Origin of the sequence: uncultured Arthrobacter sp. (assembly GCF_947493765.1) — a bacterium.
In the GTDB taxonomy this organism is placed as follows: Bacteria; Actinomycetota; Actinomycetes; order Actinomycetales; family Micrococcaceae; genus Arthrobacter_D.
On record NZ_CANLSZ010000003.1, the window covers coordinates 80,470 to 107,126 of the forward strand.

At 70.0% G+C, this 26,657-nt stretch carries 23 protein-coding genes and 1 pseudogene; 5 read left to right on the forward strand and 19 right to left on the reverse strand.

Annotated elements, in window-relative coordinates; genetic code table 11:
- The first annotated feature begins 65 nt into the window (after positions 1–65).
- From Q0747_RS05540 to Q0747_RS05555, 4 genes are all read left to right on the forward strand, one after another.
- Positions 66–974 (forward strand): putative RNA methyltransferase, encoded by a 909-nt coding sequence (locus Q0747_RS05540; RefSeq protein ID WP_298252428.1) that lies wholly within the window; start codon positions 66–68, stop codon positions 972–974.
- 104 nt (positions 975–1,078) lie between these two features.
- The gene (locus Q0747_RS05545) at positions 1,079–1,564 is read left to right on the forward strand and encodes an NfeD family protein (RefSeq protein WP_298252430.1); all 486 of its coding nucleotides are present in this window, start codon (positions 1,079–1,081) and stop codon (positions 1,562–1,564) included.
- A 71-nt stretch (positions 1,565–1,635) separates the two neighbouring features.
- A complete protein-coding gene (locus Q0747_RS05550; protein WP_298252432.1) occupies positions 1,636–2,568 on the forward strand; it encodes an SPFH domain-containing protein in 933 nt (310 codons plus the stop codon).
- Between the two features lie 334 nt (positions 2,569–2,902).
- Positions 2,903–3,250: an RNA polymerase-binding protein RbpA gene (locus tag Q0747_RS05555; protein WP_298252435.1), complete on the forward strand. Its 348-nt coding sequence runs from the start codon at positions 2,903–2,905 to the stop codon at positions 3,248–3,250.
- A gap of 133 nt (positions 3,251–3,383) precedes the next feature.
- Here the strand turns inward: Q0747_RS05555 and Q0747_RS05560 are convergent, their stop codons facing one another.
- The 18 genes and pseudogenes from Q0747_RS05560 to Q0747_RS05645 all read right to left on the reverse strand — a co-directional run bounded on the left by Q0747_RS05560 (position 3,384) and on the right by Q0747_RS05645 (position 24,266).
- Positions 3,384–4,127 (reverse strand): polyprenol monophosphomannose synthase, encoded by a 744-nt coding sequence (locus tag Q0747_RS05560; protein WP_298252436.1) that lies wholly within the window; start codon positions 4,125–4,127, stop codon positions 3,384–3,386.
- A gap of 428 nt (positions 4,128–4,555) precedes the next feature.
- Positions 4,556–6,196, reverse strand: coding sequence for an amidohydrolase (locus Q0747_RS05565; protein ID WP_298252439.1), 1,641 nt, complete (start codon positions 6,194–6,196; stop codon positions 4,556–4,558).
- A 41-nt stretch (positions 6,197–6,237) separates the two neighbouring features.
- Positions 6,238–9,060: an RNA helicase gene (locus tag Q0747_RS05570; protein WP_298252441.1), complete on the reverse strand. Its 2,823-nt coding sequence runs from the start codon at positions 9,058–9,060 to the stop codon at positions 6,238–6,240.
- Between the two features lie 56 nt (positions 9,061–9,116).
- Complete coding sequence (gene tatC / locus Q0747_RS05575; RefSeq protein ID WP_298253041.1) at positions 9,117–9,902, reverse strand: twin-arginine translocase subunit TatC; 786 nt, start codon at positions 9,900–9,902, stop codon at positions 9,117–9,119.
- Positions 9,903–9,971: 69 nt separating this feature from the next.
- Entirely contained in the window at positions 9,972–10,355 is a 384-nt protein-coding gene (tatA, locus tag Q0747_RS05580) for a Sec-independent protein translocase subunit TatA (protein WP_298252443.1), read from the reverse strand.
- Positions 10,356–10,389: 34 nt separating this feature from the next.
- Positions 10,390–10,740 carry a hypothetical protein gene (locus tag Q0747_RS05585; protein WP_298252445.1) on the reverse strand — a complete coding sequence of 117 codons (351 nt, stop codon included), beginning with the start codon at positions 10,738–10,740 and terminating at the stop codon, positions 10,390–10,392.
- A gap of 9 nt (positions 10,741–10,749) precedes the next feature.
- Positions 10,750–12,738 carry a YafY family protein gene (locus Q0747_RS05590; RefSeq protein ID WP_298252447.1) on the reverse strand — a complete coding sequence of 663 codons (1,989 nt, stop codon included), beginning with the start codon at positions 12,736–12,738 and terminating at the stop codon, positions 10,750–10,752.
- A 113-nt stretch (positions 12,739–12,851) separates the two neighbouring features.
- Positions 12,852–13,247, reverse strand: coding sequence for an FKBP-type peptidyl-prolyl cis-trans isomerase (locus Q0747_RS05595; RefSeq protein WP_298252449.1), 396 nt, complete (start codon positions 13,245–13,247; stop codon positions 12,852–12,854).
- A gap of 43 nt (positions 13,248–13,290) precedes the next feature.
- Positions 13,291–14,259, reverse strand: coding sequence for an FKBP-type peptidyl-prolyl cis-trans isomerase (locus tag Q0747_RS05600; RefSeq protein ID WP_298252451.1), 969 nt, complete (start codon positions 14,257–14,259; stop codon positions 13,291–13,293).
- 137 nt (positions 14,260–14,396) lie between these two features.
- The gene (pafA, locus tag Q0747_RS05605) at positions 14,397–15,758 is read right to left on the reverse strand and encodes a Pup--protein ligase (RefSeq protein WP_298252453.1); all 1,362 of its coding nucleotides are present in this window, start codon (positions 15,756–15,758) and stop codon (positions 14,397–14,399) included.
- Positions 15,758–16,495 carry a proteasome subunit alpha gene (gene prcA, locus Q0747_RS05610; protein ID WP_298252455.1) on the reverse strand — a complete coding sequence of 246 codons (738 nt, stop codon included), beginning with the start codon at positions 16,493–16,495 and terminating at the stop codon, positions 15,758–15,760. The genes pafA and prcA overlap by 1 nt, the downstream gene beginning before the upstream one ends.
- A gap of 3 nt (positions 16,496–16,498) precedes the next feature.
- The gene (gene prcB / locus Q0747_RS05615; protein WP_298252457.1) at positions 16,499–17,341 is read right to left on the reverse strand and encodes a proteasome subunit beta; all 843 of its coding nucleotides are present in this window, start codon (positions 17,339–17,341) and stop codon (positions 16,499–16,501) included.
- 3 nt (positions 17,342–17,344) lie between these two features.
- Complete coding sequence (locus tag Q0747_RS05620; protein WP_298252459.1) at positions 17,345–17,545, reverse strand: ubiquitin-like protein Pup; 201 nt, start codon at positions 17,543–17,545, stop codon at positions 17,345–17,347.
- A 55-nt stretch (positions 17,546–17,600) separates the two neighbouring features.
- Positions 17,601–19,166 (reverse strand): depupylase/deamidase Dop, encoded by a 1,566-nt coding sequence (dop, locus tag Q0747_RS05625; protein WP_298253043.1) that lies wholly within the window; start codon positions 19,164–19,166, stop codon positions 17,601–17,603.
- 77 nt (positions 19,167–19,243) lie between these two features.
- A pseudogene (arc, locus tag Q0747_RS05630) lies at positions 19,244–20,929 on the reverse strand (proteasome ATPase); the annotation flags it as partial.
- Positions 20,930–21,120: 191 nt separating this feature from the next.
- Positions 21,121–22,212 (reverse strand): tRNA (adenine-N1)-methyltransferase, encoded by a 1,092-nt coding sequence (locus Q0747_RS05635; RefSeq protein WP_298252461.1) that lies wholly within the window; start codon positions 22,210–22,212, stop codon positions 21,121–21,123.
- 126 nt (positions 22,213–22,338) lie between these two features.
- Complete coding sequence (locus Q0747_RS05640; protein WP_298252463.1) at positions 22,339–23,493, reverse strand: site-2 protease family protein; 1,155 nt, start codon at positions 23,491–23,493, stop codon at positions 22,339–22,341.
- On the reverse strand, positions 23,490–24,266 hold the full coding sequence (locus tag Q0747_RS05645) for an HAD family phosphatase (protein WP_298252465.1): 777 nt from the start codon (positions 24,264–24,266) through the stop codon (positions 23,490–23,492). Before Q0747_RS05645 ends, Q0747_RS05640 begins: the two co-directional genes overlap by 4 nt.
- Before the next feature lie 106 nt (positions 24,267–24,372).
- Between Q0747_RS05645 and Q0747_RS05650 the strand changes: the two genes are divergently transcribed.
- The gene (locus Q0747_RS05650) at positions 24,373–25,260 is read left to right on the forward strand and encodes a PAC2 family protein (RefSeq protein WP_298252467.1); all 888 of its coding nucleotides are present in this window, start codon (positions 24,373–24,375) and stop codon (positions 25,258–25,260) included.
- 63 nt (positions 25,261–25,323) lie between these two features.
- Here the strand turns inward: Q0747_RS05650 and mshC are convergent, their stop codons facing one another.
- Positions 25,324–26,634 (reverse strand): cysteine--1-D-myo-inosityl 2-amino-2-deoxy-alpha-D-glucopyranoside ligase, encoded by a 1,311-nt coding sequence (gene mshC / locus Q0747_RS05655; RefSeq protein WP_298252469.1) that lies wholly within the window; start codon positions 26,632–26,634, stop codon positions 25,324–25,326.
- Positions 26,635–26,657: the final 23 nt, after the last annotated feature.

Consider the following 26,657-nt stretch of genomic DNA (forward strand, 5'->3'; position numbering starts at 1 on the left):
CCTGATCAGACCGGAAACAGTAGCCTGAGTCAACGGTAGGGCCGATGTTTCTCTAGGCTGGGGTCATGTCCGCCCTGCCCCGTACCCTTCTGGTCTGCCCTGTCTGCGGGGAGCCCCTGACCGGTGCCGACCGCGGGCTCGCGTGTCCGCGGGGCCACCGCTACGACAGGGCCCGCCAGGGCTACGTCAATCTGCTCACCGGCAAGGGGTCGCCCTTCACGGGTGACACCGCCGGGATGGTGGACGCCCGGGAGGCCTTCCTCCGTGCGGGCCACTACGATCCGCTCCGCTCCGCTCTCGTCGCGGCCGCGCGGACGCAGGTGGTGTCCCCCGGCGTCGTTCTCGACGCCGGTGCGGGCACCGGGTACTACCTCGAGGGCGTCGTCGGCGCCTGGCCCGCGGCGTTCCCCGTGGCGCTCGACATCTCGAAGACGGCCCTCCGGCGGGCGGCCCGCGCACTTCCCGGCGGGATCAGTATCCTGTGGGACCTCTGGCGGTCACTGCCGCTCTCGGACGGCTCCGTGGACCTCCTCCTGAACGTCTTCGCACCGCGGAACCCCGCAGAATTCGCGCGGGTCCTCGCGCCGGGCGGCTGTGCGGTCGTCGTCACGCCGCGTCCGGGCCATCTGGCCGGCCTGGAGCTCGTGGGCCCGCTCCTCGCGGTCCCGGAGCAGAAGGCCGACGACGTCGTCGGGGCCTTCGAGGGCCTGCTGGTCGAGGTGCACCGCGAGGAGCTCGACTACGTGATGACCCTGCCGCAGGACCTGGCCCGCTCCGCGCTGGCGATGGGTCCCGCGGCCCACCATGCATCATCCGCTCCATCGCCCACCGCACCGCCCGCCGCACCGCCCGCCGCAACGTCCGGACCCGACGCCGAGCTCCGGGTGGACGCGCGCTTCACCGTCCAGGTCCTGGCCCGGGACCAACCGGCCCGCGCGTCGTGGGCTCCGGCAGGGCAGGGCACGGAAGAGTAACGACGGCCCGGCGCCGCCGCAGGGGCCTAGGTAATGTCGGAGGCCTTTGCGATGATGGTCACAGGGCTCCGCTCCACGCGGCGCCGGATCAAGGGGTGTGCACCATGGAGTGGTTGCTGGACAACGGGTGGATCATCTGGCTCATCCTGTTCCTGGGGCTTGCCGCAGTGGAGACCATCACGCTGGACCTGTTCTTCATCATGCTCTCGGTCGGAGCCCTCGGCGGGCTCGTCGCCGCCCTGACAGGCGTCGGGGCCGTCCTCCAGATCGTCGTCTTCGCCGTGGTGTCCCTGCTGATGATCCTGCTCGTCCGACCCGTGGCGGTACGGCACCTGAGGAAGGGCCCGGCGGACCAGCTCGACAACATGGACCGGCTGGTCGGGGCCACGGCGCTCGCCCTCGAGCCGGTGACGAGCCTGTCCGGGACGGTCAAGATCGGCGGGGACACCTGGACGGCGCGCTCGGCCGACGGCGTCCCGCTTCCCGCCGGAGCGCGGGTGTCGGTGGCACGCATCGACGGCGCCACGGCCGTCGTCGAACCGGCCCTGTCCGGACCGGACGGCCCTCCACAGCCGACCGTGCACGGCTAGATCGGCACCATCACCACCTCCGAGCCATCCTGCGTCCCTGTCGGGGTGCATCACCACAACCAAGGGGATCCATGAACGGCACACCCGGAACGATCGGACTCACACTGGTCCTGGTCGTCCTCATCATCTTCGTCCTCGTCGTCCTCGTGAAGTCGGTCCGGATCATCCCGCAGGCCCGCGCCGGCGTCGTCGAGCGGCTCGGCAAGTACCAGCGCACGCTCAACCCGGGTCTGACCATCCTGATCCCGTTCGTCGACCGGCTCCTGCCGATCCTCGACCTCCGTGAGCAGGTGGTCTCCTTCCCTCCGCAGCCGGTGATCACCGAGGACAACCTCGTGGTCTCGATCGATACCGTGGTGTACTTCCAGGTGACCGATGCCAGGGCGGCCACCTACGAGATCGCCAACTACATCCAGGCGGTCGAGCAACTGACCACGACCACGCTGAGGAACGTGGTGGGCGGGCTGAACCTGGAGGAGGCGCTGACCTCCCGCGACCAGATCAACGGCCAACTGCGCGGCGTGCTCGACGACGCGACGGGCCGCTGGGGCATCCGCGTGGGACGGGTGGAGCTCAAGGCCATCGACCCCCCACTGTCCATCCAGGACTCCATGGAGAAGCAGATGCGTGCCGAGCGTGACCGCCGTGCGGCGATCCTCACCGCCGAGGGCACCAAGCAGTCGCAGATCCTGACCGCAGAGGGCCAGCGCCAGGCCGCCATCCTGGCGGCGGAGGGCGACGCGAAAGCCGCCATCCTCCGGGCCGATGGTGAGGCCCAGGCGATCCACAAGGTGTTCGACGCCATCCACAAGGGCAATCCGACGCAGAAGCTGCTCGCCTACCAGTACCTCCAGACCCTCCCGAAGCTCGCCGACGGGTCCTCCAACAAACTCTGGATCATTCCGAGCGAGGTCGGCGAGGCACTGAAGGGGATCGGCAACGTGCTGGGCACCACCACCCCGGACTCCCCGTCCGACGGACCGGAGCTCACCGGCCGGGACTGATCGGTTCCCGGCGTGCGTGGCCGTCACCGCCCGGCGGTGGCGGCCACGCCTGTATACCCAGACCTGTATACTTAGGTGTTTGGATGCGTACACCCCGCCTCGGAACATCGCCGACCCGCCCGGTGTTGCACTGATACCAGCCTGAAGACGATACAAGCCTGAAGACACAGACGTGAACGCACCGGTACCAGGGCACAGGTACGCAGACACAGGTGTGCAGATGCACCGCCCGACGGTGCGCGCCCACCAGGACCGGTCCCGGTGGCATGAGCGGTGAGGGACAGCAGAGACGGCCGGCCGACATCCGGACGGCCACAGTGAGTAGGAGAAGACCATGAGCGATCGCAGCCTGCGCGGCATGCGCCTCGGAGCGCAGTCGATGGAAACGGAGTCCGGCGTCGAGCCTGCTCCCCGCCAGCGGGTGGAGTACCGCTGCGCCGACGGAGAGCGCGTGTTCGTCACCTTCTCCTCGGAGGCCGAGATCCCTGCCACCTGGGTGTCGAAGACCGGCAAGGAAGCCCTCCTGGTCGACGGGGAGAAGCCCGATACCTCGAACGACAAGCCGGTGCGCACCCACTGGGACATGTTGCTGGAACGGCGATCCATGGAGGAACTCGAGCAGATCCTCCAGGATCGACTGACCATCCTCCGTGAACGCCGGGGAGAGCGTCGCTCGGCCTGATACTCCGCCGACAGCTCAAGAGGCACCCGTCACGACGGGTGCCTCTCGTCGTCCGGCCCGCCTGTGTGTTGTCGCGGGGTGGAACGGGACTGTGCCGAACGGGACTGTGCGGATTGAAACTATGCCGAACCGACTATGCCGAACGGGACTGTGCGGCAGAGCCGGTGAGCTTCTTCCAACGGGCGTGCAGACCCCAACGCGTCACATTGACGATGGCTTCGAGCACGATGTTCCCGCTCATCTTGGACGCGCCGAGCTCGCGTTCGACGAAGGTGATGGGTACCTCGACGATCCGCAGGCCCAGCCGTGCCACCCGGAACGTCATGTCCACCTGGAAGCCATAACCCACGGATTCCACGGCCGACAGATCCAGGGCCTCGAGCGTGGTGCGCCGGAAGACGCGGAAACCGGCGGTGATGTCGCGGACGGGCAGACCGAGCATGGTCCTCGAGTAGAGACTCCCTGCACGGGAGAGCAGCGTGCGCCGTAGCGGCCAGTTCTCCACGCTGCCGCCCCTGACCCAACGGCTGCCGATCACCAGGTCGGCCCCGTCGACGACGTCGAGCAGGCTCTGCAGCTGTTCGGGACGGTGCGATCCGTCGGCATCCATCTCCACGAGAAGGTCGTAGCCCCGCTCCATCCCCCAGCGGAAGCCCGCGATGTACGCGGCGCCCAGACCTTCCTTGCCGGTCCGGTGCAGCACGTGCACCTGGCTGTCGCCCGCGGCCGCGCGATCGGCGAGCTCTCCCGTGCCGTCCGGACTGTTGTCATCGACGATCAGCACGTCCGAGGAGGGAACCGCTGCGCGAAGACGCCCGAGGGTGAGCGGGAGCGACTCGATCTCGTTGTAGGTGGGAATGATCGTGACGACTCGCACGCAGGTGGACCTTCCGTCGGGGCGCGCTCAGCGCAGGATTCGCTCCGAAGGCGGAGCCAGTCTGCCAGTATAGGCGACCGCGGAGAGGCTGCGGGGTTGCCGGGCAGGAACGGTGGTCCGACGGGCAGGTGCACCGGACAGATCCACTCACCTTCGTACCGGTGACCGCACGCATGCGATCACTGTTCTCTGCTGATGGGTGGACCTGCCCTGTGCGTGCCGACTCCACCGGTCAGGGCACCACGCGCGGCGGCCGATGCAGTGTGCCTGTGGAGTCCGGCCAGGTTCCCTCCGGCAGGAGGTCTGCGAACCCGTAGGGAAAAAGTTTACGTGCTGTGGAGGAGGTGTCAACGAGACTCTGACCTGCGACGATGTGCTTCGCCGCAGGTCAGAGGCGGGTCGGCGGGCTGTGCCGAACGGCGCCGGTCCTAGGCGGCGGGGAAGCCGTCGAGGTGGTACAGCCGACGCCCCTCGTGCACGGTCTCCAGGCACAGCGGAGCGTTCTCGGTGTCGAGGGCCGGCAGCAGCGGGGTACCCGCCCGGGGGTCGGTGCTCCAGGACTGGACCCGCGTGTCGGGTGCCTGCACCATGAGTTCGTCCACCTTCCAGACCGCGAACGACGCCGGTGTGCCGGGCGCCAGCTGGCCCAGCATCGGGCTGCTGCCCGAGAGCCGCCAGCCGGCCCGTGTGTGCGCGATGAAGGCGGCGCGCCCGGAGATCCTTTCGGCCTCGGTGTTGTGGTGCAGGCAGGCACGGACCGACGCCCACGGATCGAGCGGGGTCACGGGGCTGTCCGAGCCCAGCGCCACGAGGCCACCCCGTGCGAGGAGGGACGCGAAGCGGTTCATCCCGGCCCTCCGCCTACCCAGGCGCTGTTCGTAGAGTCCGTGCGCCGGGCCCCACAGGGCGTCGAAGACCGGCTGTCCGCTGACAGCCACGCCGAAGTGCACGAGCGCCGCGATGGCGTCGTCGTCCGCGAGTTCCACGTGCTCCAGCCGGTGGCGGGCGCGCCGCACCGCTTCCACGCCCGTCGCCCGGGCCGTCCGCTCGAGCGCGCGGAGCACGACGTCGAGACCTGCGTCGCCGATCACGTGGAAGCCCGCCTGGACGGTCTCGCTCGTCGCGGCGAGGAGATGGGCGGCGACGTCGTCCTCCCCCAGATAGAGCGTGCCCCGGTTGCCGGCGTCGTCGCTGTAGTCCTCGCGGAGAGCCGCGGTCCGTGAGCCGATGGACCCGTCGACGTTGAGATCGCCGGCGAGGCCGGCCAGCCTGCCGTCGAATCCCTGCATCAGGTCCCGGACCTCCGTCGCCGAGGAGGTCAGTTGGGCCCAGTACGGGATCACCTCGGGCAACGGTAGATCCCGGTGCGGGCCGTCGAGGGAGAGCAGCACCTCGAGGTCCTCACGGGGGGCTATGTGCGGCGCGGCCATCTCGGTGAGCGCCACGTAGCCCTGCGAGGCGGCGTGCAGCAGGGCCGCCTGCTGATAGGTACGGCGCTGGTCGGGGGTGAGCAGCCTGGTGGCCTGCCGCACGGCTTCGTGGGCCGCGCGGACCACGAAACCGTCGTCCCAGCCGTCGATGCCGGCCAGTCCGAGCCCCGCCGCGAGTGAGCCGGAGACGACCCCCGAGTGGATGTCGGCACGGACCAGGTAGACGAGTGCTCCGCCACCGGCGCGCTCCAGCTCGGCGGCGGTGGGCACGCGTTTCTCCGGCCACCCCGATTCGTCCCAGCCGTACCCGAGGATCGTCGAGGCGCCCGAGGCGGCCGCGCCGGACACGGCCCCGAGCAGCTCCTGGAGCGAGCGGCAGGCCGTGAGATCGATGGACCCGAGGGCGATGCCTGTCTCCGTGGTGTGCATATGGGCGTCGACGAACCCGGGCGTGACCAGGGCACCGTCCAGATCCACGGTGACGACGTCGGGCCCCACGAGATTCGCGGCGGCGTGTTCGGAGCCCACCCAGGCCACCGTCTGCCCGTCGACGAGCATGGCGGTGGCGAAAGGATCGGCCGGGCTGTACACCGAACCGTTGCGGTAGAGGATCGGCTTCGGGCGCTCAACGGGTGACATCGGAGATTGTGAGGACTTCCTGTGGGGTCGTGGACGGGTGGTCATGCGGTGACGTTCGAGTAGGCCACCACGCCGCGACGGACCAGGCGGATGGCCCGCACGCAGGTCTGGTGCAGGTTCCCGGGCAGATCGGGCACCTTGGCCAGTTGGTCGAGGAGGTCGATCACCTGCTTGGACCAGCGCACGAAGTCCCCGGCGGCGAGTTCGGTCCCGCTCAGGGCGGACTGCAGGGATCGGCCCTGGGCCCACTTGAACATCGGCCAGACGAGCGAGAGCTCGGGTTCTCCCGTGACGGGGAGGCGATGCTGCTCCTCGACGTCGTTCAGGCGGGACCACTGGCGGATCATCGTCTCGACCGACGCCTCGAGGGCCGCGCTCGGCATCACCGGGCGCATACCGCGCTCCTCCCGTTTGGCCTGGTACACGAGCACCGTGGTGACCGCGGCCAGTTCGGCGGCATTGAGCCCGCCGAACGCCCCCTCCTCGATGCTGAGTGCGATCAGGAGATCCTTCTCGCCGTAGATGCGGCGGAGCTTCTGTCCGGAGGCGCTGACGACGACGCCGTCCTCGCCGGTCTCCAGGTAGCCGTAATGCCCGAGGACCTCGGACACGCGGTCGAAGGTCTTGGCGATAGTGTTCGTCCGTCCCTTGATCTGTCCGGCGAGCTTGTCCGTCTCGCGCCGGAGCTTCCACCAGCGCTCGGCCCAGCGGGCATGCTGCTCGCGGTCGCTGCAGCCGTGGCACGGATGGGCGCGCAGGCGGCGGCGCAGGTCGGTGATCGCCCGCTCCTCCGCGGCGGCGGAGGCGGAGTACCCTGCGGCGATACGGTCCGCGCCGGGTCGGGGCGGACGCCTGTCGTGGAGGGCGTTGCGCAGGGAGGACGTCAGGTCGCGCCGGTCCTTGGGGCTCCGGGCGCTGAAGTTCTTCGGGATCCGGATGCGCGAGAGCACCTCGACCGGTCCGTCGAGATCCTGGGCGCCCACGCGCCGTATCTGGGTCTCGAGCGTCAGGACCGTGGGTCGCGGTTCCCGGGCGGAGTCACTGTCCAGGACGACGGCGTAGCCCTGGCTGCGCCCACCCGGGACATCGATGACATCGCCCGGCCGCAGGGACTCCAGCGAGGACTCGGCGGCCGAGCGCAGCGTGCGGGACCTGTCGCGGGACGCCCTCGACTCGAGGTCGGACAGTTCACGCCGCAGTTTCGAGTACTCGCCGAAGTCGCCCAGATGGCAGGTCATGGACTTCTCGTACCCTCTGAGCGATTCCTCGCGGCTGCGGACCTGCTTGGCCAGGCCCACCACCGAGCGGTCCGCCTGGAACTGGGCGAAGGAGGTCTCGAGGATCTCGCGTGAGCGGGCTCGCCCGAACTGGGCCACGAGATTGATGCTCATGTTGTAGGTGGGCCGGAAGCTGGAGTTCAGCGGGTAGGTGCGCCGCGAGGCGAGACCGGCGACGGCGCCCGGATCGGTGCCCGGTTGCCAGAGGACCACGGCATGGCCCTCGATGTCGATGCCCCGTCGTCCGGCCCGTCCCGTCAGCTGGGTGTACTCCCCTGCAGTGACGTCGACGTGTGCCTCGCCGTTGAACTTGTCCAGCTTCTCCAGCACCACGGTGCGCGCCGGCATGTTGACGCCGAGCGCCAGGGTCTCCGTGGCGAAGACCGCCTTGACCAGCCCGCCCGCGAAGAGGCGCTCCACGATCTCCTTGAAGGTCGGGAGCATGCCCGCGTGGTGGGCGGTGAAACCCCGGAGCAGTCCTTCACGCCAGGTCCAGAAGCCGAGGATCTCGAGATCGTCCCGCGGGATGTCCATCGTCGCGGCGTCCACCGTCGCGCTGATCCGGTCCTGTTCCTCCTCGGTCGTCAGCCACAGTCCGGCGTGCAGGCACTGGGTGACGGCGGCCTCGCAGCCGGCCCTGGAGAAGATGAAGGTGATGGCGGGCAGCAGATCGGCCCGGTCGAGGGCACCGATCACCTGGGGCCTCGTGGCACGCCGCACCATGGTCGTGGGCGGAGGTCCGCCCCGGCCGTTGCGTGACTTCCCACGCCGTCCGTTCCCACCCCATGCGGCCCGCTGGTTCAGCCGGACCTCGTTGCTCGCGAGGTCCAGCAGTTCCGGATTGACCTCGTACTGGTCCCGGGCACCGGACACGGCGCCGCCGGGGGCCGCCTCGTCGAACGCGATGTCACCGGCGAACAGGTCGATGAGATTGTTCCCCACCATCACGTGCTGCCACAGCGGGACCGGCCGGTGCTCGGAGACCACCACGTCCGTGTCCCCGCGGACGGTGTCCAGCCAGGCGCCGAACTCCTCCGCGTTCGAGACCGTGGCGCTGAGGGAGACCACCTTGACATCGGTGGGCAGGTGGATGATGACCTCCTCCCACACCGCCCCGCGGAAGCGATCGGCGAGGTAGTGCACCTCGTCCATCACCACGTAGCCCAGCTGGTCGAGTGCATCCGAGTTGGCGTACAGCATGTTGCGCAGCACCTCGGTGGTCATGACGATCACCTCGGCATCCGGATTGATGCTCGTGTCACCGGTGAGCAGGCCCACGCGGTCACCGCCGTGCACGGCGGCGAGCTCGGTGTACTTCTGGTTGCTGAGCGCCTTGATCGGCGTGGTGTAGAACGCCTTGAGTCCGTGCCGCAATGCCAGGAAGACGGCGAACTCCCCCACCACGGTCTTTCCGGCTCCGGTGGGAGCGGCGACGAGCACGCCGCGTCCCCCCTCGAGGGCGGTGCAGGCCTCCCGCTGGAACGGGTCCAGGTCGAAGTCGAGCGTCTGCTCGAACCGCGAGAGCTGGGTGCGGGAGTGTTCCGTGCGGGCCCTGGCTGCTGCGTATCTCTCCGCGGGGGTGCTCATCGTTCCAGCCTAAGCGTTCGGCGCCGGCGGGGCGTGCCCGCTTCCGGTCCGCGCGCCTACAGGGCCTCCAGCGGCGACGCGGTGTCGGCGCCGGCCTCGACGGCGGCCTCGCGGGCGGCACTGCGCCGGGCGCGGCGCCGGTCGTTGAGCAGGCACAGGCCGATCGCGACGAAGAACAGCAGCAGCAGCGGCACGGCGAGATAGAACATGCTCAGGGCGTCTCCGCCCGGTGCGGCCATCGCGGCGAAGAGGGACACGAGGAAGACGGTGATGCGCCAGGCCTTGAGGATCTGCTTCCCCGAGACGAGACCCACCATGTTCAATCCCACGAGCAGCACGGGCAGCAGGAAGGCGATCCCGAAGGCCAGCATGAGGCGCAGGACGAAGGTGAAGTACACGGAGACGTCGATGAGGTTGGAGAAGTCCTCGGGCGTGAACTCGGTGAGGACGCGGACGGCGTTCGGCAGGATCAGCCATGCCAGGCCGATCCCGGCCAGGAACAGGGGCACGGCAACAGCGATGAACGCGAGGGCCGTGCGACGCTCCTTGGTCTTCAGCCCGGGCGTGATGAAGGCCCAGATCTGGTACAGCCAGACGGGCGAGGAAATGATCACGCCGAGGAAGACCGAGACCTGGATGAGCAGATCGAAGGGGGACGCTGCGGTGGCGAAATTCAGCGACGCCGTCCGGCCCTCCTGCTCATTGATTGCGATGATCGGCGACGCCAGGGCCCGCTGCACCGGGTTGTAGAGGAAGAAGCCGCCGACTGTACCGAGGATCACCGCGATGGCGGCGATGAACAGGCGGTTGCGGGCCTCGCGCAGGTGCTCCTTGAGCGCCATCCGGCCCTCGGGGTTCGCTTTCCTGCCGCGCGCTCGGGCTTTCGCGGGTGACACGGTGATCCTCGCCGGCTACCGGTTCGTGTGCGACGAGCCGCTCTGCTGCGCCGGACCCGGGTCGTCCCCCGCCTGATGCGGCGCCCGTCCCGCGGAGCCGTGCCCGGTGGATCCAGTGACCGTAGATTCATGGTCGCCTGAGCCGTACCCGGTGGAGCCGTGTCCGGGATCCTGCCGCGTGGAACCGTAGGAATCCTGGGTGTGACCGACCACGCGACCCTCCACGGGACCGGTCGCGGTGTCGTCCGCCCCGTTCTCGTCCTTCATCTGCTTCACCTCGGACTTGAAGATCCGCAGGGACTGGCCCACGCTCCGGGCGAGGCCGGGCAGTTTGGGGGCGCCGAACAGGACGATCGCCAGGACGACGATGATCACGATGTGCCAGCCTTCGAGCCTCATGCCCAGTTCCTCTCGTTGGTCACCCCAGTCTAGGTCACAGGTGGGGCATGTCCCGCAGCAGTTGCGGCTGACGGCGCCGCACGCGCAGTTCCACGCGCCTGCTGCGGCGGTCGTCGAGGCGCCGTACCGTGGCGCGCTCCCGTGCAGCCCGCACGTCCTCGGGTGCGGAGAACACGGCAGGAACCGGGATGTCGGGAACTCCCGGCCCGCGCGTCACCGCCTCGTCGGCCGGGGTGGCATCCACCTGCAGCCGGTCCAGGGCGTCCCCGACGTCGGCGAACGTCCTGACCCCGCGCCGGAAGACCCGGTACCCGACGATCGCGAGGAAGACCGCCCCGACGAGCACGAGGGCCACCCAGAGCACGATCCACATCCACCAGAGCATGGTCCCAGTCTAGGCCAGCGCGTGGTGCGCGCGGGCCGCCTCGAGCCACCGCACGGTCTCCTCGCGGACGGCCTCGGGCGCCACGACCGCCGCCGATCCCCCGAGACCCGCCACGAGGCCGGGGATCCAGGCGCTCGAGGCCACGCGGAGGCGGGCGGCGAGCCGGTCCTCGCCCAGCTCCTGCACGGCCTCCGCGTTGTACTGCGCCGCGATCCAGCGGGCCCGCGGTTCGAGCACGAGCGTCACGGTCTGATCGGCGTCGGCACCGCGGTAGGGCGAGGACGTGCGCCGGGTCCTGGCCAGCGACGCCTCGTCGCGGCCGGCCGTGGCGGGTTCGTCGGTCAGGCGCGCACTCTGGATGCGGTCGAGCCGGAAGTTGCGCAGCCCGTCCGCCTCGATGCTCCACGCCTCGAGGTACCAGGTGTCCTGGTGGAGGAAGATCCTGATCGGTTCGAGCAGGCGGTGCGTGATCTCGTCGCGCGTGGGGACGAAGTAGTCCACAGCGATCCGGACACCGCCCTGCAGCGCAGCCTGGAGGACCTCGAGCGTCGGGTCGAGGTCGTCCTCGGTGAGCTTCGTGGCCACGGCGGTGCCGATACGGGCCGCATCGCCGGCGGCGATCGACAGTTTGGTCTGCGCACTGACGATCGCCTCGTTGTCCCGCATCCCGGTCAGCTCCCGCAGCGCCTGCAGCCCCACGATCAGGGAGCACGCCTCGTCCATGCTCAGCTTCACCGGTTCCGCGAGATCGCGGGCGTTGCTCAGGTAGATCCTGCCGTCCTCGATGTTCACGTCCATGAGGGCGTCAGGATAGTGCCGGGGACCGCTGACGAACAGGAGATCGAGGTCCTTCGTGAGCTGGCTCTCGCTGATCTCGAACCTCCGGGCCGTCTCGCCGATCTCCGCGCCGGGATGTGCCAGGAGATAGGGGACGAGATCGAGCAGACGCAGCAGATGATCCTGGGAGGATGCCTTCCGCCGCGGGGGCGGACGCACCCCGTCGGTGATCTCGAGATCGTGGGGCGCTCTCCCGGCGGCCTCGTAGGCGCCCTCGAGCAGGCGCACCACCTCGTCGGCCAGCTCCTGCGGCTCCTCCACCCGCGCGTTGACGCCCAGCCCGGCGATGGTGGCCGCCATGGGGCTGGAGGCGGCGTAGGGGACGCGCAGCAGGTCCCACTCCTGTCCGGTCCGGGTCACCTCGGTGTCCTTGCGGACGCGCAGCACCTGGCAGGAGCCCGGGCGGACGGCGACGACGGCGGTGCGGTCCGGCTCGGTGCGCGCCAGCGAGGAGAGCGTCCTGTTCATGTCGAAGGAGGCGGGGACCTCGAAGGTGCCCCCGAGCACGACGGGCTCGCCGGTCATGCGGGAGAGCCTGAAGAACCGCTCGGCCTCCCGCGTGGTGTCGTACCCCACGACGTACCAGTGGCCGAAGCGGGCCCCCATCCCCCACGGGTGGATGGTGCGGATCTCCTCGCGCCCGGTACTGGCGGCCCGGTACGGGAAGCGCAGCGGGCTCCGCGTCGTGAGCGCCTGCCAGACGATGTCCCAGTACGGGGCGTCCGTGGTGATCCGCGGCTGGATGAGCGGAGTGAGCTCGATGTCGCCGTCGGTACTGCGCGAACTGAGCTTCCGCAGCGCCCGGGACGCCGCGGAGTCGAGGGATCCCTGGTCCCACACACCCGCGGCGAGATTGAGGACGGCGTACTCCTCGGGCAGGAAGGTCACGCCGCCCAGACGGTAGTCCTCGGCGTTGATCCGGTAGCGCTGCACGGTGTTGTCGTTGTCGAACATGGTGTCCTCGCTGAACGACTCCAGCGGGATCCCCTGCTCACGCAGGGCGGCCTTGTCCCGGTCGAAGAGCTTCTCGCGCGCGGCGGTGGACGTCGCTTCGCGGTACAGGTCGATCTCGGAGAACAGGTCCTCCTTGGTGAACCCGCGGCGGCTCGACAGGAGCATGATCACGAGCGTGAGGAGACGCTCGGTACGTTTTGCGGACACGGTGGAACCCTACCTTCGTGGCACTGGCGCAGGGGACGCACGCCGGCCCCGGCCGACCTGCGTCCCCTGCGGACAAAGCTGCGGTGCCCGGGCGCGGGCACCGATGGATGGTACTAGCGGACACCCAGCAGGTCGACGACGAAGATCAGTGCCTCGTCGGGACCGATGGCCGAGCCCGCACCACTGGAGCCGTAGGCCAGGCTGGACGGGATCTCGAGACGCCGTCGCCCGCCGACCTTCATGCCGAGCAGACCCTGGTCCCAGCCCTCGATGACCTGCCCCGCCCCGACCTTGAAGTCGAGGGGTGTGCCGCGGTTCCAGGAGGCGTCGAACTCCTCGCCGGTGGAGAACGCCACTCCCACGTAGTGGGCGGAGACCGTGTTGCCGGGCTTCGCCTCCTGGCCGGTTCCGGGGATGAGGTCCTCGACGAGGAGCTCGGTGGGTGCCCCGTGGTCGGGGAAGTCGATCTCGGGCTTCTCGCGGTCGAGCTTGCGCTGTCCGAAGGACATGATGGTCTCTCCTGGTTCTCGGTGGGTGCGTGGCTGTTGCGGACTATTCCGCGGAGTCCTTGCCGACGAGTTCGACGAAGAACACGAGCGTCCCCTCGGGACTCCCCTGCCCCGCCTCCGGGTAGGCCCAGGGCTCCGGGATGACCAGCATGACCTTCGAGCCGACCTTCTGACCGGCCAGACCCTTCGTCCACCCCTGGATCACATTGCTGAGCGGGAACGTGGCGGGTTCGCCGCGGTCGTAGCTCGAGTCGAACTTCTCGCCGTCGCTGTAGGTCCAGCCGGTGTAGTTCGCGGTGATCGTGTCGGCCTCGGTGACGGTCTCGCCGTCGCCCTCCTCCAGGACCTTGACCACGAGATCGTCGGAGGGCTCGTTGTCGGGGATGCTGACCGCCGGTGCGCCGTCGTCGTCGAAGGTGAAGGTGGGCAGTCGTCCCTCGTCGTCGAGCTCGTCGACGTCCTCGGGCGAGAGGATCTCCGGCTCGGGCGGGGGCGGGGGAATCTCCTCGGCGGAGATGATCCGGAACACGATCAGCTGCTGTGGTGTCGCGGCCGGTCCCTCCGCGGGTGCGTCGACCGGCCTGGTGTAGGCCACCTGCGCGCCGACCTTCGTCCCGACGAGGACGTCGTACAGTTCGGCGTCCTGTTCCTTGAGGGTGTCGTCGACCGGCAGGGGCTGCGGCTCGCCGCGGCTGTAGGTGTCACCGAGCACTTCGCCGTCCTCGGCGTTCAGCGAGATCAGCTGGTAGGTGACACGCTCGCCGGCCTCCACCTCGTCGCCGTCGCCCTCGACGACCGTCTTCGCGGCGACACCCGTGATGTCGAGCGGCGGGTCGAACTCCACCGTCGGGGGTTCCTCGTCGGTGCCCCCGCTCACGGTCACCGAGTCGAGGATCTCGGTGGCACCCGCGGCGTTCCCGGCGGATCCCCCCATCACGTCGTCCGTCGTCATCCCGCCGCACGCGGTCAGCGTGAGCAGCAGCGGAAGCAGGATTGCAGGTACTTTTCGCACAGAACCACTTTCGAGTCGATGTCCGGTCAGGGAGGTGCGCGGACGGGGAAGCTCCGACAAGCCTAACGGCTCAGGGGCGCCGATCGGTTCCGGGCCGCTGCGCGGCAGGGTCCCGGCGACGCAGCGCCCGCCGCCTGCTACAGCTGCTGCAGGAGCTGGTCCACGCGCTCGTCCACCGAGGCGAAGGGATCCTTGCACAGGATGGTCTGCTGGGCCCGGTCGTTCAGTTTCAGGTGCACCCAGTCCACCGTGTAGTCGCGGTTCGCCTCCTTCGCGCGGCGGACGAACTCCCCGCGCAGCCTCGCGCGCGTGGTCTGGGGAGGTGTGTCCACGGCCTCCTTGATCACGGTGTCGTCGATGACGCGCGCCGTCTCCCCCCGTGCCTGCAGCAGGAAGAAGAGCCCACGCTGCCGGGAGATGTCGTGGTAGGTCAGATCCAGCTGGGCAGCCCTCGCGGAGTCGAGGTCGTCCCCGGACCGGGCGAGATAGCGGTCGATCAGCTTCTTCTTGATCGCCCAGTCCACCTCCGTGTCGATGCCGGTGGTGTCGCCGGTCTCGACGGCGTCGAGGACCCGCTCCCACAGGTCGAGGATCGCGGGCACGTGGTCGTTGTGCGCGCCGTGCCGCTCCACGAATGCGCTCGCGCGCCCGAGGTACTCACGCTGCATCTCGACGGCGCTCAGCTGCCTGCCGTTGGCCAGTCTGAGCAGCTGGCGTCCGCTCAGGTCGTGGGAGATCTCCCGGATGCTCCGGATGGGGTTCTCCAGGCGGAAGTCCCGCATCTGCTCCCCGGCCTCCACCATGCGCAGGAGGAGGTCGACGGAGCCGATCTTCAGGAGCGTGGTGGTCTCCGACATGTTCGAGTCCCCGGCGATCACGTGCAGGCGGCGGTAGTGCTCCGCGTCGGCGTGGGGTTCGTCGCGGGTGTTGATGATCGGCCGGGACCGGGTGGTGGCCGAGGAGATGCCCTCCCACAGGTGGTCGGCGCGCTGCGAGAACGCGTAGAGGGAACCGGTCTGCGTGGCGAGGACCTTGCCCGCGCCGACCAGTAACTGCCGGGTGACGAGGAAGGGGATCAGGATGTCGGCGAGGCGGGCGAACTCCACCCTGCGGGGGATCAGGTAGTTCTCGTGGCTCCCGTAGGAGTTGCCGGCCGAGTCCGTGTTGTTCTTGAAGAGGTAGATCCGGCCGTCGTAGCCCTCCTGCGCCAGCTTGCGCTGGGCCTCCTGGACGAGGTCCTCGAGGATCAGCTCACCGGCGCGGTCGTGGGCGATGAGCTGCGCGAGGTCGTCGCACTCGGCGGTGGCGTACTCCGGGTGTGAGCCGACGTCGAGATACAGCCGGGATCCGTTGGTGAGGAAGACGTTCGAGGACCTGCCCCAGCTCACCACCTTGCGGAAGAGGTACCTGGCCACCTCCTCGGGAGAGAGCGGGCGGGAGTTGGGGCCGGAGTAGGAGATGCCGAACTCGGTCTCCACGCCGAAGATGCGTCGTTCCATCAGGTGTCCTGTTCCTGCTGCAGCAGCGTGCCGAGTTCGGGTTCGCCGATGCGGCGGAACGCCCGGCGGCTCCCCCGGAGCGTGTCCGGGTCGCGTTCGAGGAAGGCCACCTCGAGCACCGATGCATCGGGTGTCCGGGCGCCGGACGTCTCGTCGGAGCTGTCGGCAGAAGCCCTCCGCAGGGAGCGGGCGGAGGCCTGCACCGCCTCGTGGAGGCCCAGGTCCGGGGACCAGGAGGCCCGCAGTGCGTCGACCACGGCGTCCGCAGCGCCACCCATGACCACGAAGCCCGCCTCGTCCGCGATCGAGCCGTCGAACATCAGGCGGTAGAGGTGGTCCGACTCCTGGGTGCGGCCCACCTCGGCCACCACGAGTTCCACCTCGAACGGCTTGCTCTCCGCCGTGAAGACCGCGCCCAGGCTCTGCGCGTACACGCTGGCGAGCCCGCGGGCCGTGACGTCCTCACGCGCGTACGAATAGCCGCGGATGTCCGCATACCGCACGCCGGCCTGCCGGAGGCTCTCGAACTCGTTGTACTTGCCCACCGCCGCGAACGCGATCCGGTCGTAGATCTCGCCGAGCTTGTGCAGGGAGGGCGAGGGATTCTCGGCGACGAGGGCGATGCCGTCCCGGCAGCTCATGACCACCACCGAGCGCCCGCGGCCGATGCCCTTCCGCGCGAAGTCCGCGCGGTCCTTCATGAGCTGCTCCGGGGACACGTAGAACGGCTGTGTCATGCCCTACGCCTCCCGTCCGGCGGAGGAACGGGCGCCGATGAGCTCCCGGGCGACCGCTTCGAGCTCCCGATCGGGGACCCGCCGCGTACCGGTCCCGTCCACCACGTAGACCACGGGCCACAGTCCGCGGACCACGTCCGGGCCCCCGGTGGCGGAGTCGTCGTCGGCGGCGTCGTAGAGCGCCTCCACACCCACGCGGACCGCCGCTGCCTCGTCCAGGTGGGGGTTCCAGAGCTTCTTCAGGGCGCCGCGGGCGAACACCGAGCCGGAGCCGACCGAGTGGTGTTCGTGTTCCTCGTAGCGTCCGCCCGTGGCGTCGAAGGAGAAGAGCCGGCCCACCCGGCGCTCGGTGTCGAAGCCGGCGAACAGGGGCACGACGGCGAGGCCCTGCATCGCGAGGGGCAGATTCTGGCGCACCATCGCGGCGAGCCGGTTGGCCTTGCCGTCGAGGCTCATCCTCGTGGCCTCGATCTTCTCGTAGTGCTCGAGCTCCACCTGGAACAGGCGTGCCAGGTCCACCCCGATCCCGGCGCTGCCGGCGATCCCGAGGACGGAGTAGGCGTCGGCGGGGAAGACCTTCTCGATGTGGCGGCTCGCGATGACGTTGCCCATGGTGGCGCGCCGGTCCCCCGCCATGAGGACGCCGCCCGGGAAGGTCATGGCGACGATCGTCGTCGCGTGCGGTGCCAGCTGGCCGGCTCCGGTCGGGGCGGCGGCCACGCCCGATGTGGCGGTCGTGGGCGTCCCGGCCGAGGGCAGGAGGGCGGGGTGATGGACGGACAGGTAGCCGGCGAACGAACCGGCCGCGGCCCCGGGTATCGCTGATGCCGCATCCTCCGGGAGCATCCGCTACTGGCCGCCCTTCTGCACGAAGCCGCGGACGAACTCCTCCGCGTTGGACTCCAGGACGCCGTCGATCTCGTCCAGCAGGTCGTCCACGCCCTGGGTCTGCGCGGAGCCCTGGGCTGCGGGGGCAGCGTCGACGGGCTCCGGGGTCTCCTCCTCCGCCGCGGCCGACGAGGAGGTGGTGCTGCGGTCCTGTGTTGCCATGATGGTCACCCTTTCCGTACCCGCGATCACCGAGATGATCAGGTTGCTCAGGCTCCTATGGTGCCACGCGCCGATCCGGTCCGCTCAACAGCCGGGCGAGAAAATCCTCGGCATCGCTCGCCCGGTCGAAGAGCTCCGCGGTGAGCTCCGCGGTGCCACGCAGCGGCTCCCGGGTCTGGACCCGCTGCAGGCGCCGTTCCCCTGCGAGTTCGAAGATCAGCGAGTCCCAGCTGGCTCCGACCACTTCCGCCGGATACTCGGCGATGCAGCGCCCGCGGAAGTAGGCCCGGGTGTCACGCGGGGGTTCGACGGCGGCCCGTGCCACCTCGGCTGCGTCCACGAGGAGCTCGGCGTCGCCACGCCGTGCCAGCCTGGTGTAGATCCCCCGATCGGGTCGGAGGTCGGCGTACTGCAGGTCCACGAGCGCCAGGCGGGCGTCCGTCCAGGCCAGTCCGTCGCGGGCGCGGTAGGCCTCGAGCACCTTGAGCTTGGCGATCCAGTCGACCTGGCGCGAGGCGTCCGCCGGGTCCCGGCGCAGCGTGGTCAAGAGCGCCTGCCAGCGCTCGACGACGTCGCGCGTCTGCTCGTCGGCGTCCTCCGGGAGCGCCCGCAGGACCGCGTCGCAGTAGACCTCCTGCAGGTCGAGACCGGTCATGGTCCTGCCGTCGGTGAGGCGCACGCGGGCCCGCAGCGTGGGGTCGTGGCTGATGGTCCTCAGGGCGTCCACCGGGTCCTCGAGCGCGGGCACCGGCGCGAGGCCCTGCTCGACGAGGGCGAGGACGAGCGCCGTCGTCCCCGTCTTGAGGTAGTTGGCGACCTCGTTCAGATTCGCGTCGCCGATGATGACGTGGAGGCGGCGGTACTTCTCCGCGACGGCGTGCGGTTCGTCCCGCGTGTTGATGATGGGCCGCCGCACGGTGGTCTCCAGCCCGATCTCGTTCTCGAAGAAATCGGCGCGCTGGCTGAGCTGGAAACCGGCCTCCTGGTTCAGCGGCCCGCGCCCCACGCGACCGGCCCCGCAGATGACCTGGCGCGAGACGAAGAACGGGATGAGCGCCTCGGCGAGCCGGGAGAACGGGACGCTGCGCGGCACGAGGTAGTTCTCGTGCGAGCCGTAGGAGACGCTCTTGCTGTCCGTGTTGTTCTTGTACAGGATCACGGGGGAGAAGCCGGGTGTGGCGTTGATCCGGTCCATCGCCGCGGCGGCCACGTGGTCCCCCGCCCGGTCCCAGAGGACCGCGTCGAGGGGGTTCGTCACCTCGGGCGAGGAGTACTCGGGATGGGCGTGGTCGACGTACAGCCGGGCGCCGTTGTTCAGCACGAGGTTCATGAGGACGGCGATCTCCTCGGACCCGCCGCGCTCGAGGGCGATCTGCTCGGCGCTGAGCTCGGGGGGTTCGTCGGTGAGCTGGCTCGGGTGGGCGCTGGCGCGGTCCATGCGGAACCCGCGGGCATCGGTCAGCGGCGTCTCGTCCGTGTAGTCCCAGCGGGTTCCCGCCAGGTTGCCCAGTCCCTGGCGCAGGGTGGCCGCGTACGCGTTGACCACCTGCGAGGACAGGAGGGTCGCATTGGCGGACGGCAGGTCCGGCGCGATGATGCCGTACTCCGTCTCGGTGCCCATGACCCGGTGGACGGAGATCCCCTCCCCGACCGGTGGGAGTCCCGCCGGTCGGGAGGCCGATCGTCCTGGGGAGCGGATCACAGATACTGGCCGGTGTTGGCCGTGGTCTCGAGCGACCTGCCGGGTTCCTGGCCGGTCTTGCCCTGCACGATGGTGCGGATGTACGTGATGCGCTCGCCCTTCTTGCCGGAGATGCGCGCCCAGTCGTCGGGATTGGTGGTGTTGGGCATGTCCTCGTGCTCGCGGAACTCGTCCACCACGGCGCGCATGAGGTGCTCGATCCGCAGGCCCTTGCTGCCGTCCAGGAGCAGGTCCTTGATGGCGTACTTCTTGGCCCGGTCCACCACGTTCTGGATGACGGCTCCGGAGTTGAAGTCCTTGAAGTACAGCATCTCGGTGTCCCCGTTGGCGTAGGTCACCTCGAGGTACTCGTTGGACTTGTCGGTGGAGTACATCTGCTCGACCGTCCGGCGGATCATCTCGGAGATGGTGGTCTGCGCGTCGTCGCCGTTCTCCGCGAGATCGTCCGCGTGCAGCGGCAGGTCCGCGGTGACGTACTTCGCGAAGATCTCGGCCGCACCCTCGGCGTCGGGCCGCTGGATCTTGATCTTCACGTCGAGGCGACCGGGCCGGAGGATGGCCGGGTCGATCATGTCCTCGCGGTTGGACGCCCCGATCACGATCACGTTCTCGAGCTTCTCGACGCCGTCGATCTCGCTGAGCAGCTGGGGGACGATGGTGGTCTCGACGTCGGAGGAGACGCCGGTACCCCGTGTGCGGAACAGCGAGTCCATCTCGTCGAAGAACACGACCACGGGGCTGCCGTCCGAGGCCTTCTCGCGGGCCCGCGCGAAGATGAGCCTGATGTGCCGCTCCGTCTCCCCCACGTACTTGTCGAGCAGTTCGGGGCCCTTGATGTTGAGGAAGTAGCTCCGGATCTGCTCGACGCCGGCGCGCTCCGCCGCCCGGGCGGCGAGGGAGTTCGCCACGGCCTTCGCGATGAGCGTCTTGCCGCAGCCCGGGGGGCCGTAGAGGAGGATCCCCTTGGGCGGCTTGAGGCCGTGCTCGCGGTAGAGATCGGGGTGCAGGAAGGGGAGCTCGACGGCGTCCCTGATCTGCTCGATCTGCGGTCCGAGGCCTCCGATGTCGCCGTAGGCGATGTCGGGGACGTCCTCGAGGACGAGATTCTCCACCTCGCTGCGCGGGACCTTCTCCAGCCCGTACCCGGATCTCGCGTCCATGGCCAGGGCGTCGCCCACCCGGACCTTCTCCGCCTGCAGCGGCCCCGAGAGCTTGATCAGGCGTTCGTCGTCGGTCCGTCCCACCACGAGGGCGCGGTCGGTGCCGATGACCTCCTTGACGGTGACGAGCTCCCCGGCACGCTCGAAGCCCAGGGCCGCGACGATCGTGAGGGACTCGTTGAGGAGCACCTCCTGTCCCGGGGCGAGCCGCCGGACGCTGATGAGGGGGCTGACCGTGACGCGCAGCTTGCGCCCGGACTGCAGGATGTCAGCGGTGTCCTGCACCGTGGCGTCGGTGGTGACGCCCGGTTCGGACGCCCGCTTCGGGTTCACCTGCATGACCGTGGCGAAGCTGAAGGGCGCCGCACCCTCCTTCTCGAGGGCTGCCTTCAGTCGCACGATCTCCGTGCGGGCGGCTTCCAGCGCGCTCACGAGCTTGGCGTTGTTCTGCGTGGCCGCCGCCAGCTGACGGTCGATGCTCCGCAGCTTGTCCCGCACCACACCGAGCTGACGCTGCGCCACCGAACTGTCGACGGCGGGCGAGCCGGCGCCCCGCTGCTCGTCCGCGGGAGGATTGACGTCGGACTGCGCCATGTTGTTCGCCACCTTCGGTTGGTCCCTCGGCTGTCTTTCGACTGTAGCGCAGACACCTGACGGTCCTGCGTGGAGGTCGGGATCCGGACCGGGTGCCCCCGTCCGGCCGGCGGGGCGGACTACTCGACAGCCCCGCCGTCGGCGATGGCGTCGCGGCGCGCCTGGGCCTCGTCCGGCGGGAGCGCACCGCGCTGGATGGTCGACGCCGCATCGCGCGCCACCCTCCGCAGCCGCTTGTCGGACACCTCCCGCTCACCCACGGCCTGCGGTGTCCACGCATTGAGGTCCTCCTCGCTGAACCCGGTCTTCGACGGGCGGCGCTTGGGGGTGAAGCCCACGGCGCCGTCGGCGAGTCTGCGCGCCGTGAGCAGGAACCCGGTGTGGGCCACCATGCGGTGGTCGGGCCGCACCGCCAGTCCCTCCAGGTGCCAGCCGCGCACCATCGACTCCCAGCCCTCGGGCTCCGTGAAGCGGCCGTCCGCCCTGATCGCCTCGGCCGTGCGGGAGAGCTGCGTGACCGTGGCGACGTAGCTGATCCACACTCCTCCGGGAGCCAGGACGGTCGCGACGGCGTCGAGGCATTCCCAGGGGGCCAGCATGTCGAGCACCACCCGGTCCACGGACCCGGGCTCCTCGTGCTCCACCACCTGCTCCTGGAAGTCCCCGAGCGTGACCCGCCAGGCGGGATGGGCGCCGCCGAAGATGGTCTCCACGTTCCCCCGGGCGATGTCGGCGAACTCCGGACGGCGCTCGAAGGAGTGGAGGTAGCCGGCGTCGCCCACGGCCCGCAGGAGCGAGATGGACAGGGCGCCGGAGCCGACGCCCGCCTCGACCACGCGTGCACCCGGATAGATGTCGGCCATCGTGACGATCTGCGCGGCGTCCTTCGGGTAGACCACCGCCGCGCCGCGCGGCATGGACAGGACGAAGTCCGACAGGAGCGGCCGGAGCGCCTGGTAGAGCTGCCCGCTGGTGTTCTCGAGGATGGTGCCCTCGTCGGAGCCGATGATCGCATCGTGCTGCAGGAAGCCCTTGTGGGTGTGGAACGCACCGTCGGGTGTGAGCGTGATGGTGTGCATCCGGCCCTTCTCGTCGGTCAGCTGCACGCGCTCCCCCGGACGGAACGGGCCGCGGCGGGCTGCGGCGCCGTGGGGGGTGTCCTGCACGGACGGGGTGGTCGGTGTGGGGGGCTCGATCGGCTCGGAGGTCATGCGTGGTCCTTCGGCGTGCGCCGGCGTGGCCGGCGGGAGGATGGGAACGGTCTTCGGTGGTACTGCCGGCTCGCTGTGGCTGCCGTCGGGTCGGCGTGCTGCCCGGGGTGGCGCGCTCCGTCCGGCTCAGGGGCCGGGGGCGTTCCTGCCCGTGATGGCCTGCACCACGGTCCGCTGGTGGAGGACACCGGTGACGGCACCGCGGCGGTCGATCACGGCGTACTCACTGCCCTCGAGCCGCGCCAGGAACTGCACGAGCTCCTGGCCCTCGGCGTTCTCGGGGACGTAGGCGCCGGCGCCGAGGCGGCGCGCGGCGGACGACACCGGGGTCGTGTCGGCGAGGTCGTCCGGTACGGCCAGGAGCGCGGTCTCGTCGACCACCGCTTCCGGGATCCCCGCTGCCCCGGTCAGGACGACGACGGTGCCCGGGTTCTCGCGCAGGAGGCGGCGTGCGGCGAGGACACTCGTCGCCGCCGGAAGGCCGACGGCCCGGCGCTGGAGGCGTCCGGCGCTGACCTCGGGGAGCCGCAGCCGCATGCGCGCGTTCTCGATCACGGCCGAGGCCCCCATCCACAGGAAGGCACCCATGACGACGGCGATGACGATGATCGTCAGATCGGGCGACCGGCCCTGCAGCAGGGGCGGGCCGATCACGGCCAGGAGCAGGAGGACCACGATCACCCGGCCCGCCCAGCCGGCGGCGATCGTCCCCCGCTCCTGGCTGCCGGTCGCCTTCCAGACCGCGCTCTCGACCAGGCGTCCGCCGTCGAGGGGCAGTCCGGGCAGCACATTGAACACGGCGAGCAGCAGATTCGCCCAGACGAGGATGGTCGCCAGGAGATAGGCGACGGAGCCCGACTCCATGAGCTGCAGGACACCCCAGCCGAGCGCCGCGAGGAGGAAGTTCGCGGCCGGTCCTGCGAGTGCTACGAGGAGGGACCGTCCCGGTGAGGCGTTGTAGGTGGCGAACTGGGTGTGGCCGCCCCAGAGGTTCAGCACGATGCGCGTGGTGGGCCAGCCGAAGGCCCGTGCCGTCAGGGCATGGGCCAGTTCGTGGAGGAGCACGGAGACGGCGAGCAGCAGGGCGTAGCCCAGGGCGACGACGTACGACCCGGCACCGATGCCGGGGAACGCCGCAGCGACCCGCGGCCCGAAGACCAGTGCGATGAACACGGTGATCACGAACCACGACCAGGCCAGCACCACGGGGATCCCCAGGATGCGCCCGAGGGAGAGTCCCGGTGCGGGCTGGGCCCGGGCCGGCTTCGGCGTGGTGCTCATGCGTGCGGTGCCACGGCGTCGGGGTGCACGCCCGCGGAGAGCAGGCCGGCGAGGTCCGCGGGGGTCCTGCCCGCCAGGGTGTCCCAGTCCGAGCGGCGCGCATCCGGCGGGAGCGTGCCGATGTGGGGGACGGCGAGGGTCACGACGCCGGCGGCGAGCGCCGAGGTGACCCCGGGCAGTGAATCCTCGATCGCGACCACGCGGTGCTTGGCGAGCCCCGGATGATCCGCGGCCAGGAGGTCGAAGCCCAGCTGGTAGGCCTCCGGGTCGGGCTTGCCCTGACGCACGCGGTCACCCGTGACGAGGTGGGAGAAGGTGCCTTCCGGGAGCTGATCGGCCACGGCTCCGGCCAGGAGGGGTTCCGACATGGTGACCAGGGCACAGGGGATCCCGTCGTCGTGCAGTGCCGCGAGCAGCTCCCGGGCTCCGGGCCGCCAGGGTGTTCCGGCCCGCACCTGGGCCGCGACCTGCTCGGTGAGATGGTCGATGATGTCACGGATCCCGAGCCGGACTCCGGCACGCTGGAGCTGCGCGGCGGAGTACTGGAGTGCCTGCCCCACGAGTTCGAGGGCCTGCTCGGGCGTCCACGTGCCCCCGTGGGCCTCCACCAGCTCCTTCTCGGCACGGATCCAGAAGGGCTCGGTGTCGACGATGGTGCCGTCCATGTCCCAGAGCACCGCCTGGAGCCCCTGGGCCTCCGACCGGGTGGAGTCTTCGTCGCGTGGATCGTGGTGGAGCGGGGCCCGGACGCTGTCGGTGGAGGAGGGTGCCATGGTCCCAAGTCTACGGCGGGCTCCTCCCGGCCCCGGTGCCTATGCTGTGCGCGAAGCCGCCCGGGCACGCCTGACACGCCCGGGCGGCGGGGCTAGGGTGAGAAGCGTGGACAGCTTCGACGAGAACCAGCAGGGCGGGGTACAGGGTCTTTTCCAGGATGCCGACGAACCCGAGCGGCGCATCACCATCATGCTCGCGGCGTTCGAGGGGTGGAACGACGCCGGCGAGGCGGCCAGCGACGCACTGAAGTACCTGGGCCGGTTCTTCGGGAGCGAGCGGATCTCCACGATCGACGCCGACGAGTTCTACGACTTCCAGTTCACGCGGCCGATGGTGTCGCGGAACTCCTCCGGCCAGCGCCGGATCACCTGGCCCACCACGCGCATCAGCAAGACCGAGGTGCCGGAGTCGAACGTGGACCTCATCCTCGTCAACGGTGTGGAGCCCTCCTACAAGTGGCGTGCGTACACCGCCGAGCTCGTGGCCCTCGCGAAGGAGCTCGAGGTGGACTGCATCGTCCTGGTCGGGGCACTGCTCGCCGACGTGCCCCACTCCCGTCCCATCCCCGTGACCGTCACCTCCGACGACGCGATGGTGCGCGAGAGCCTGGACGTGGAACCGTCCACCTACGAGGGTCCGATCGGGATCGTCGGGGTGCTGGCGGAGATGGGCCTGCTCGCCGACATCCCCACCATGTCGCTCTGGGCCGCCGTCCCGCACTACGTGGGGCAGTCCCCCTCCCCCAAGGCCCAGCTCGCCCTGCTGAACAAGCTGGAGGAGGTGCTGCAGATCACGGTCGACTCGCACATCCTGACCGAGGAGGCCGAGGCCTGGGAGCGCGGGGTCGACGAGCTCGCCGTCGAGGACCCCGAGGTCGCCGCGTACGTACGCCAGCTCGAGGAGGCCAAGGACACGGTGGACCTGCCCGAGGCCAGTGGCGAGTCCATCGCACGCGAGTTCGAGCGGTACCTGAGGAAACGCCGCGGCGAGTAGCCCCCCCCCCCGACGCGTCCGCCACATCCGCCGCTCGCGCGACGGCCGGAGCCTGCGTGCCGCTCAGGCGGGGTCGAGGCGCACGCCGAGCAGGGCGTCGATCACGTCGACGAGGTGCCGGCGGGCCGATGCCGGGCGCTCGCCGGTCCCCGTGTCCGTCGACGACACCCGCAGGGTCGTGGCGTCGGCCCACGCATCGATCGCCGCGAGGGCCGAGGGGGCGTCGAGGTCGTTCGCGAGGTGTTCGCGCACGCCGGCGCTGACGAGCACGACGTCGTCCTCGGTGGCCAGATCGGCGGCCGACCGCCATGCGGCGAGGCGTGCCTCGGCCGTCGGCAGGACGGAGCCGGTCCAGGACCAGTCGGACCGGTAGTGGTGGGCGAGGATGGCGAGGCGGATCGCCGCCGGGTCCGTTCCCGAACGGCGCAGCTGCGACACGAGGACCAGGTTGCCGAGGGACTTGCTCATCTTCTGCCCGTCGTAGCCCACCATGCCGGCGTGCGCGTAGTGCTCGGCGAGGGGCTCGCCCCCGGCCGCCCAGGCGTGGGAGGCGCTCATCTCGTGGTGCGGGAAGATCAGGTCCGAGCCTCCGCCCTGCACGGTGAACGGTGCGGGCAGGAAGCGTCGGGCGATCACGGCGCACTCGATGTGCCAGCCCGGCCGCCCCTGGCCCAGGGACCCACCCGGCCAGGCGGGCTCACCGGCGCGGGCGGCCCGCCAGAGCAGTGGGTCCAGCGCGTTGCGCTTGTGCGGCCGTGCCGGGTCCCCACCGCGTTCGGCGGACAGCTCGAGCATCGTCTCCGCGTCGAGGTGCGAGACCTGGCCCAGGAACCAGCGCGCCGTGTCGCCCTCCCCGAGCGAGGAGACGGCATCGAGGGAGAAGTAGATGTCGCCGTCGGACTCACCGCCTGCGCCCGGGACGGCGTAGGCGAGACCGCGGTCCACCAGCTCCTCCACCACCGGGACGATCCACCCGATGGACTCGACCGCGCCGATGTAGTGGTCCGGCGGCAGCACGTTGAGCGCTTCCATGTCCTCCCGGAACAGCTCGGTCTGCTCCGCTGCGAGGTCCTGCCAGGCGACGCCCGTCGCGGTGGCACGGGCAAGCAGCGGATCGTCGACGTCGGTCACGTTCTGCACGTAGGAAACTCTCGACCCGGCATCGCGCCAGGTCCGGTTGAGCAGGTCGAAGGCGACGTAGGTGGACGCATGGCCCAGGTGGGTCGCGTCGTAGGGGGTGATCCCGCAGACGTAGAGGCTGCGCTCGGCTCGCACCGGCAGGGGGACGAGCTCCTGGCGCGCCGTGTCGAACAGGTCGACGTCCGACTGGGCACCGTCGACGTCGGGGACAGGGGTCGAGTTCCACGCAATCACACGTTCCAGCTTACGGCCCGGTG

What these genes read in the sequence shown, in the direction of transcription:
- Q0747_RS05540 (WP_298252428.1), top strand. Translation starts at nt 66, where the DNA reads ATGTCCGCCCTGCCCCGTACCCTTCTGGTCTGCCCTGTCTGCGGGGAG.
- Q0747_RS05545 (WP_298252430.1), top strand. Translation starts at nt 1,079, where the DNA reads ATGGAGTGGTTGCTGGACAACGGGTGGATCATCTGGCTCATCCTGTTC.
- Q0747_RS05550 (WP_298252432.1), top strand. Translation starts at nt 1,636, where the DNA reads ATGAACGGCACACCCGGAACGATCGGACTCACACTGGTCCTGGTCGTC.
- Q0747_RS05555 (WP_298252435.1), top strand. Translation starts at nt 2,903, where the DNA reads ATGAGCGATCGCAGCCTGCGCGGCATGCGCCTCGGAGCGCAGTCGATG.
- Q0747_RS05565 (WP_298252439.1), bottom strand. Translation starts at nt 6,196, where the DNA reads ATGTCACCCGTTGAGCGCCCGAAGCCGATCCTCTACCGCAACGGTTCG.
- Q0747_RS05570 (WP_298252441.1), bottom strand. Translation starts at nt 9,060, where the DNA reads ATGAGCACCCCCGCGGAGAGATACGCAGCAGCCAGGGCCCGCACGGAA.
- tatC (WP_298253041.1), bottom strand. Translation starts at nt 9,902, where the DNA reads ATGGCGCTCAAGGAGCACCTGCGCGAGGCCCGCAACCGCCTGTTCATC.
- tatA (WP_298252443.1), bottom strand. Translation starts at nt 10,355, where the DNA reads ATGAGGCTCGAAGGCTGGCACATCGTGATCATCGTCGTCCTGGCGATC.
- Q0747_RS05585 (WP_298252445.1), bottom strand. Translation starts at nt 10,740, where the DNA reads ATGCTCTGGTGGATGTGGATCGTGCTCTGGGTGGCCCTCGTGCTCGTC.
- Q0747_RS05595 (WP_298252449.1), bottom strand. Translation starts at nt 13,247, where the DNA reads ATGTCCTTCGGACAGCGCAAGCTCGACCGCGAGAAGCCCGAGATCGAC.
- pafA (WP_298252453.1), bottom strand. Translation starts at nt 15,758, where the DNA reads ATGGAACGACGCATCTTCGGCGTGGAGACCGAGTTCGGCATCTCCTAC.
- prcA (WP_298252455.1), bottom strand. Translation starts at nt 16,495, where the DNA reads ATGACACAGCCGTTCTACGTGTCCCCGGAGCAGCTCATGAAGGACCGC.
- prcB (WP_298252457.1), bottom strand. Translation starts at nt 17,341, where the DNA reads ATGCTCCCGGAGGATGCGGCATCAGCGATACCCGGGGCCGCGGCCGGT.
- Q0747_RS05620 (WP_298252459.1), bottom strand. Translation starts at nt 17,545, where the DNA reads ATGGCAACACAGGACCGCAGCACCACCTCCTCGTCGGCCGCGGCGGAG.
- dop (WP_298253043.1), bottom strand. Translation starts at nt 19,166, where the DNA reads ATGGGCACCGAGACGGAGTACGGCATCATCGCGCCGGACCTGCCGTCC.
- Q0747_RS05635 (WP_298252461.1), bottom strand. Translation starts at nt 22,212, where the DNA reads ATGACCTCCGAGCCGATCGAGCCCCCCACACCGACCACCCCGTCCGTG.
- Q0747_RS05640 (WP_298252463.1), bottom strand. Translation starts at nt 23,493, where the DNA reads ATGAGCACCACGCCGAAGCCGGCCCGGGCCCAGCCCGCACCGGGACTC.
- Q0747_RS05645 (WP_298252465.1), bottom strand. Translation starts at nt 24,266, where the DNA reads ATGGCACCCTCCTCCACCGACAGCGTCCGGGCCCCGCTCCACCACGAT.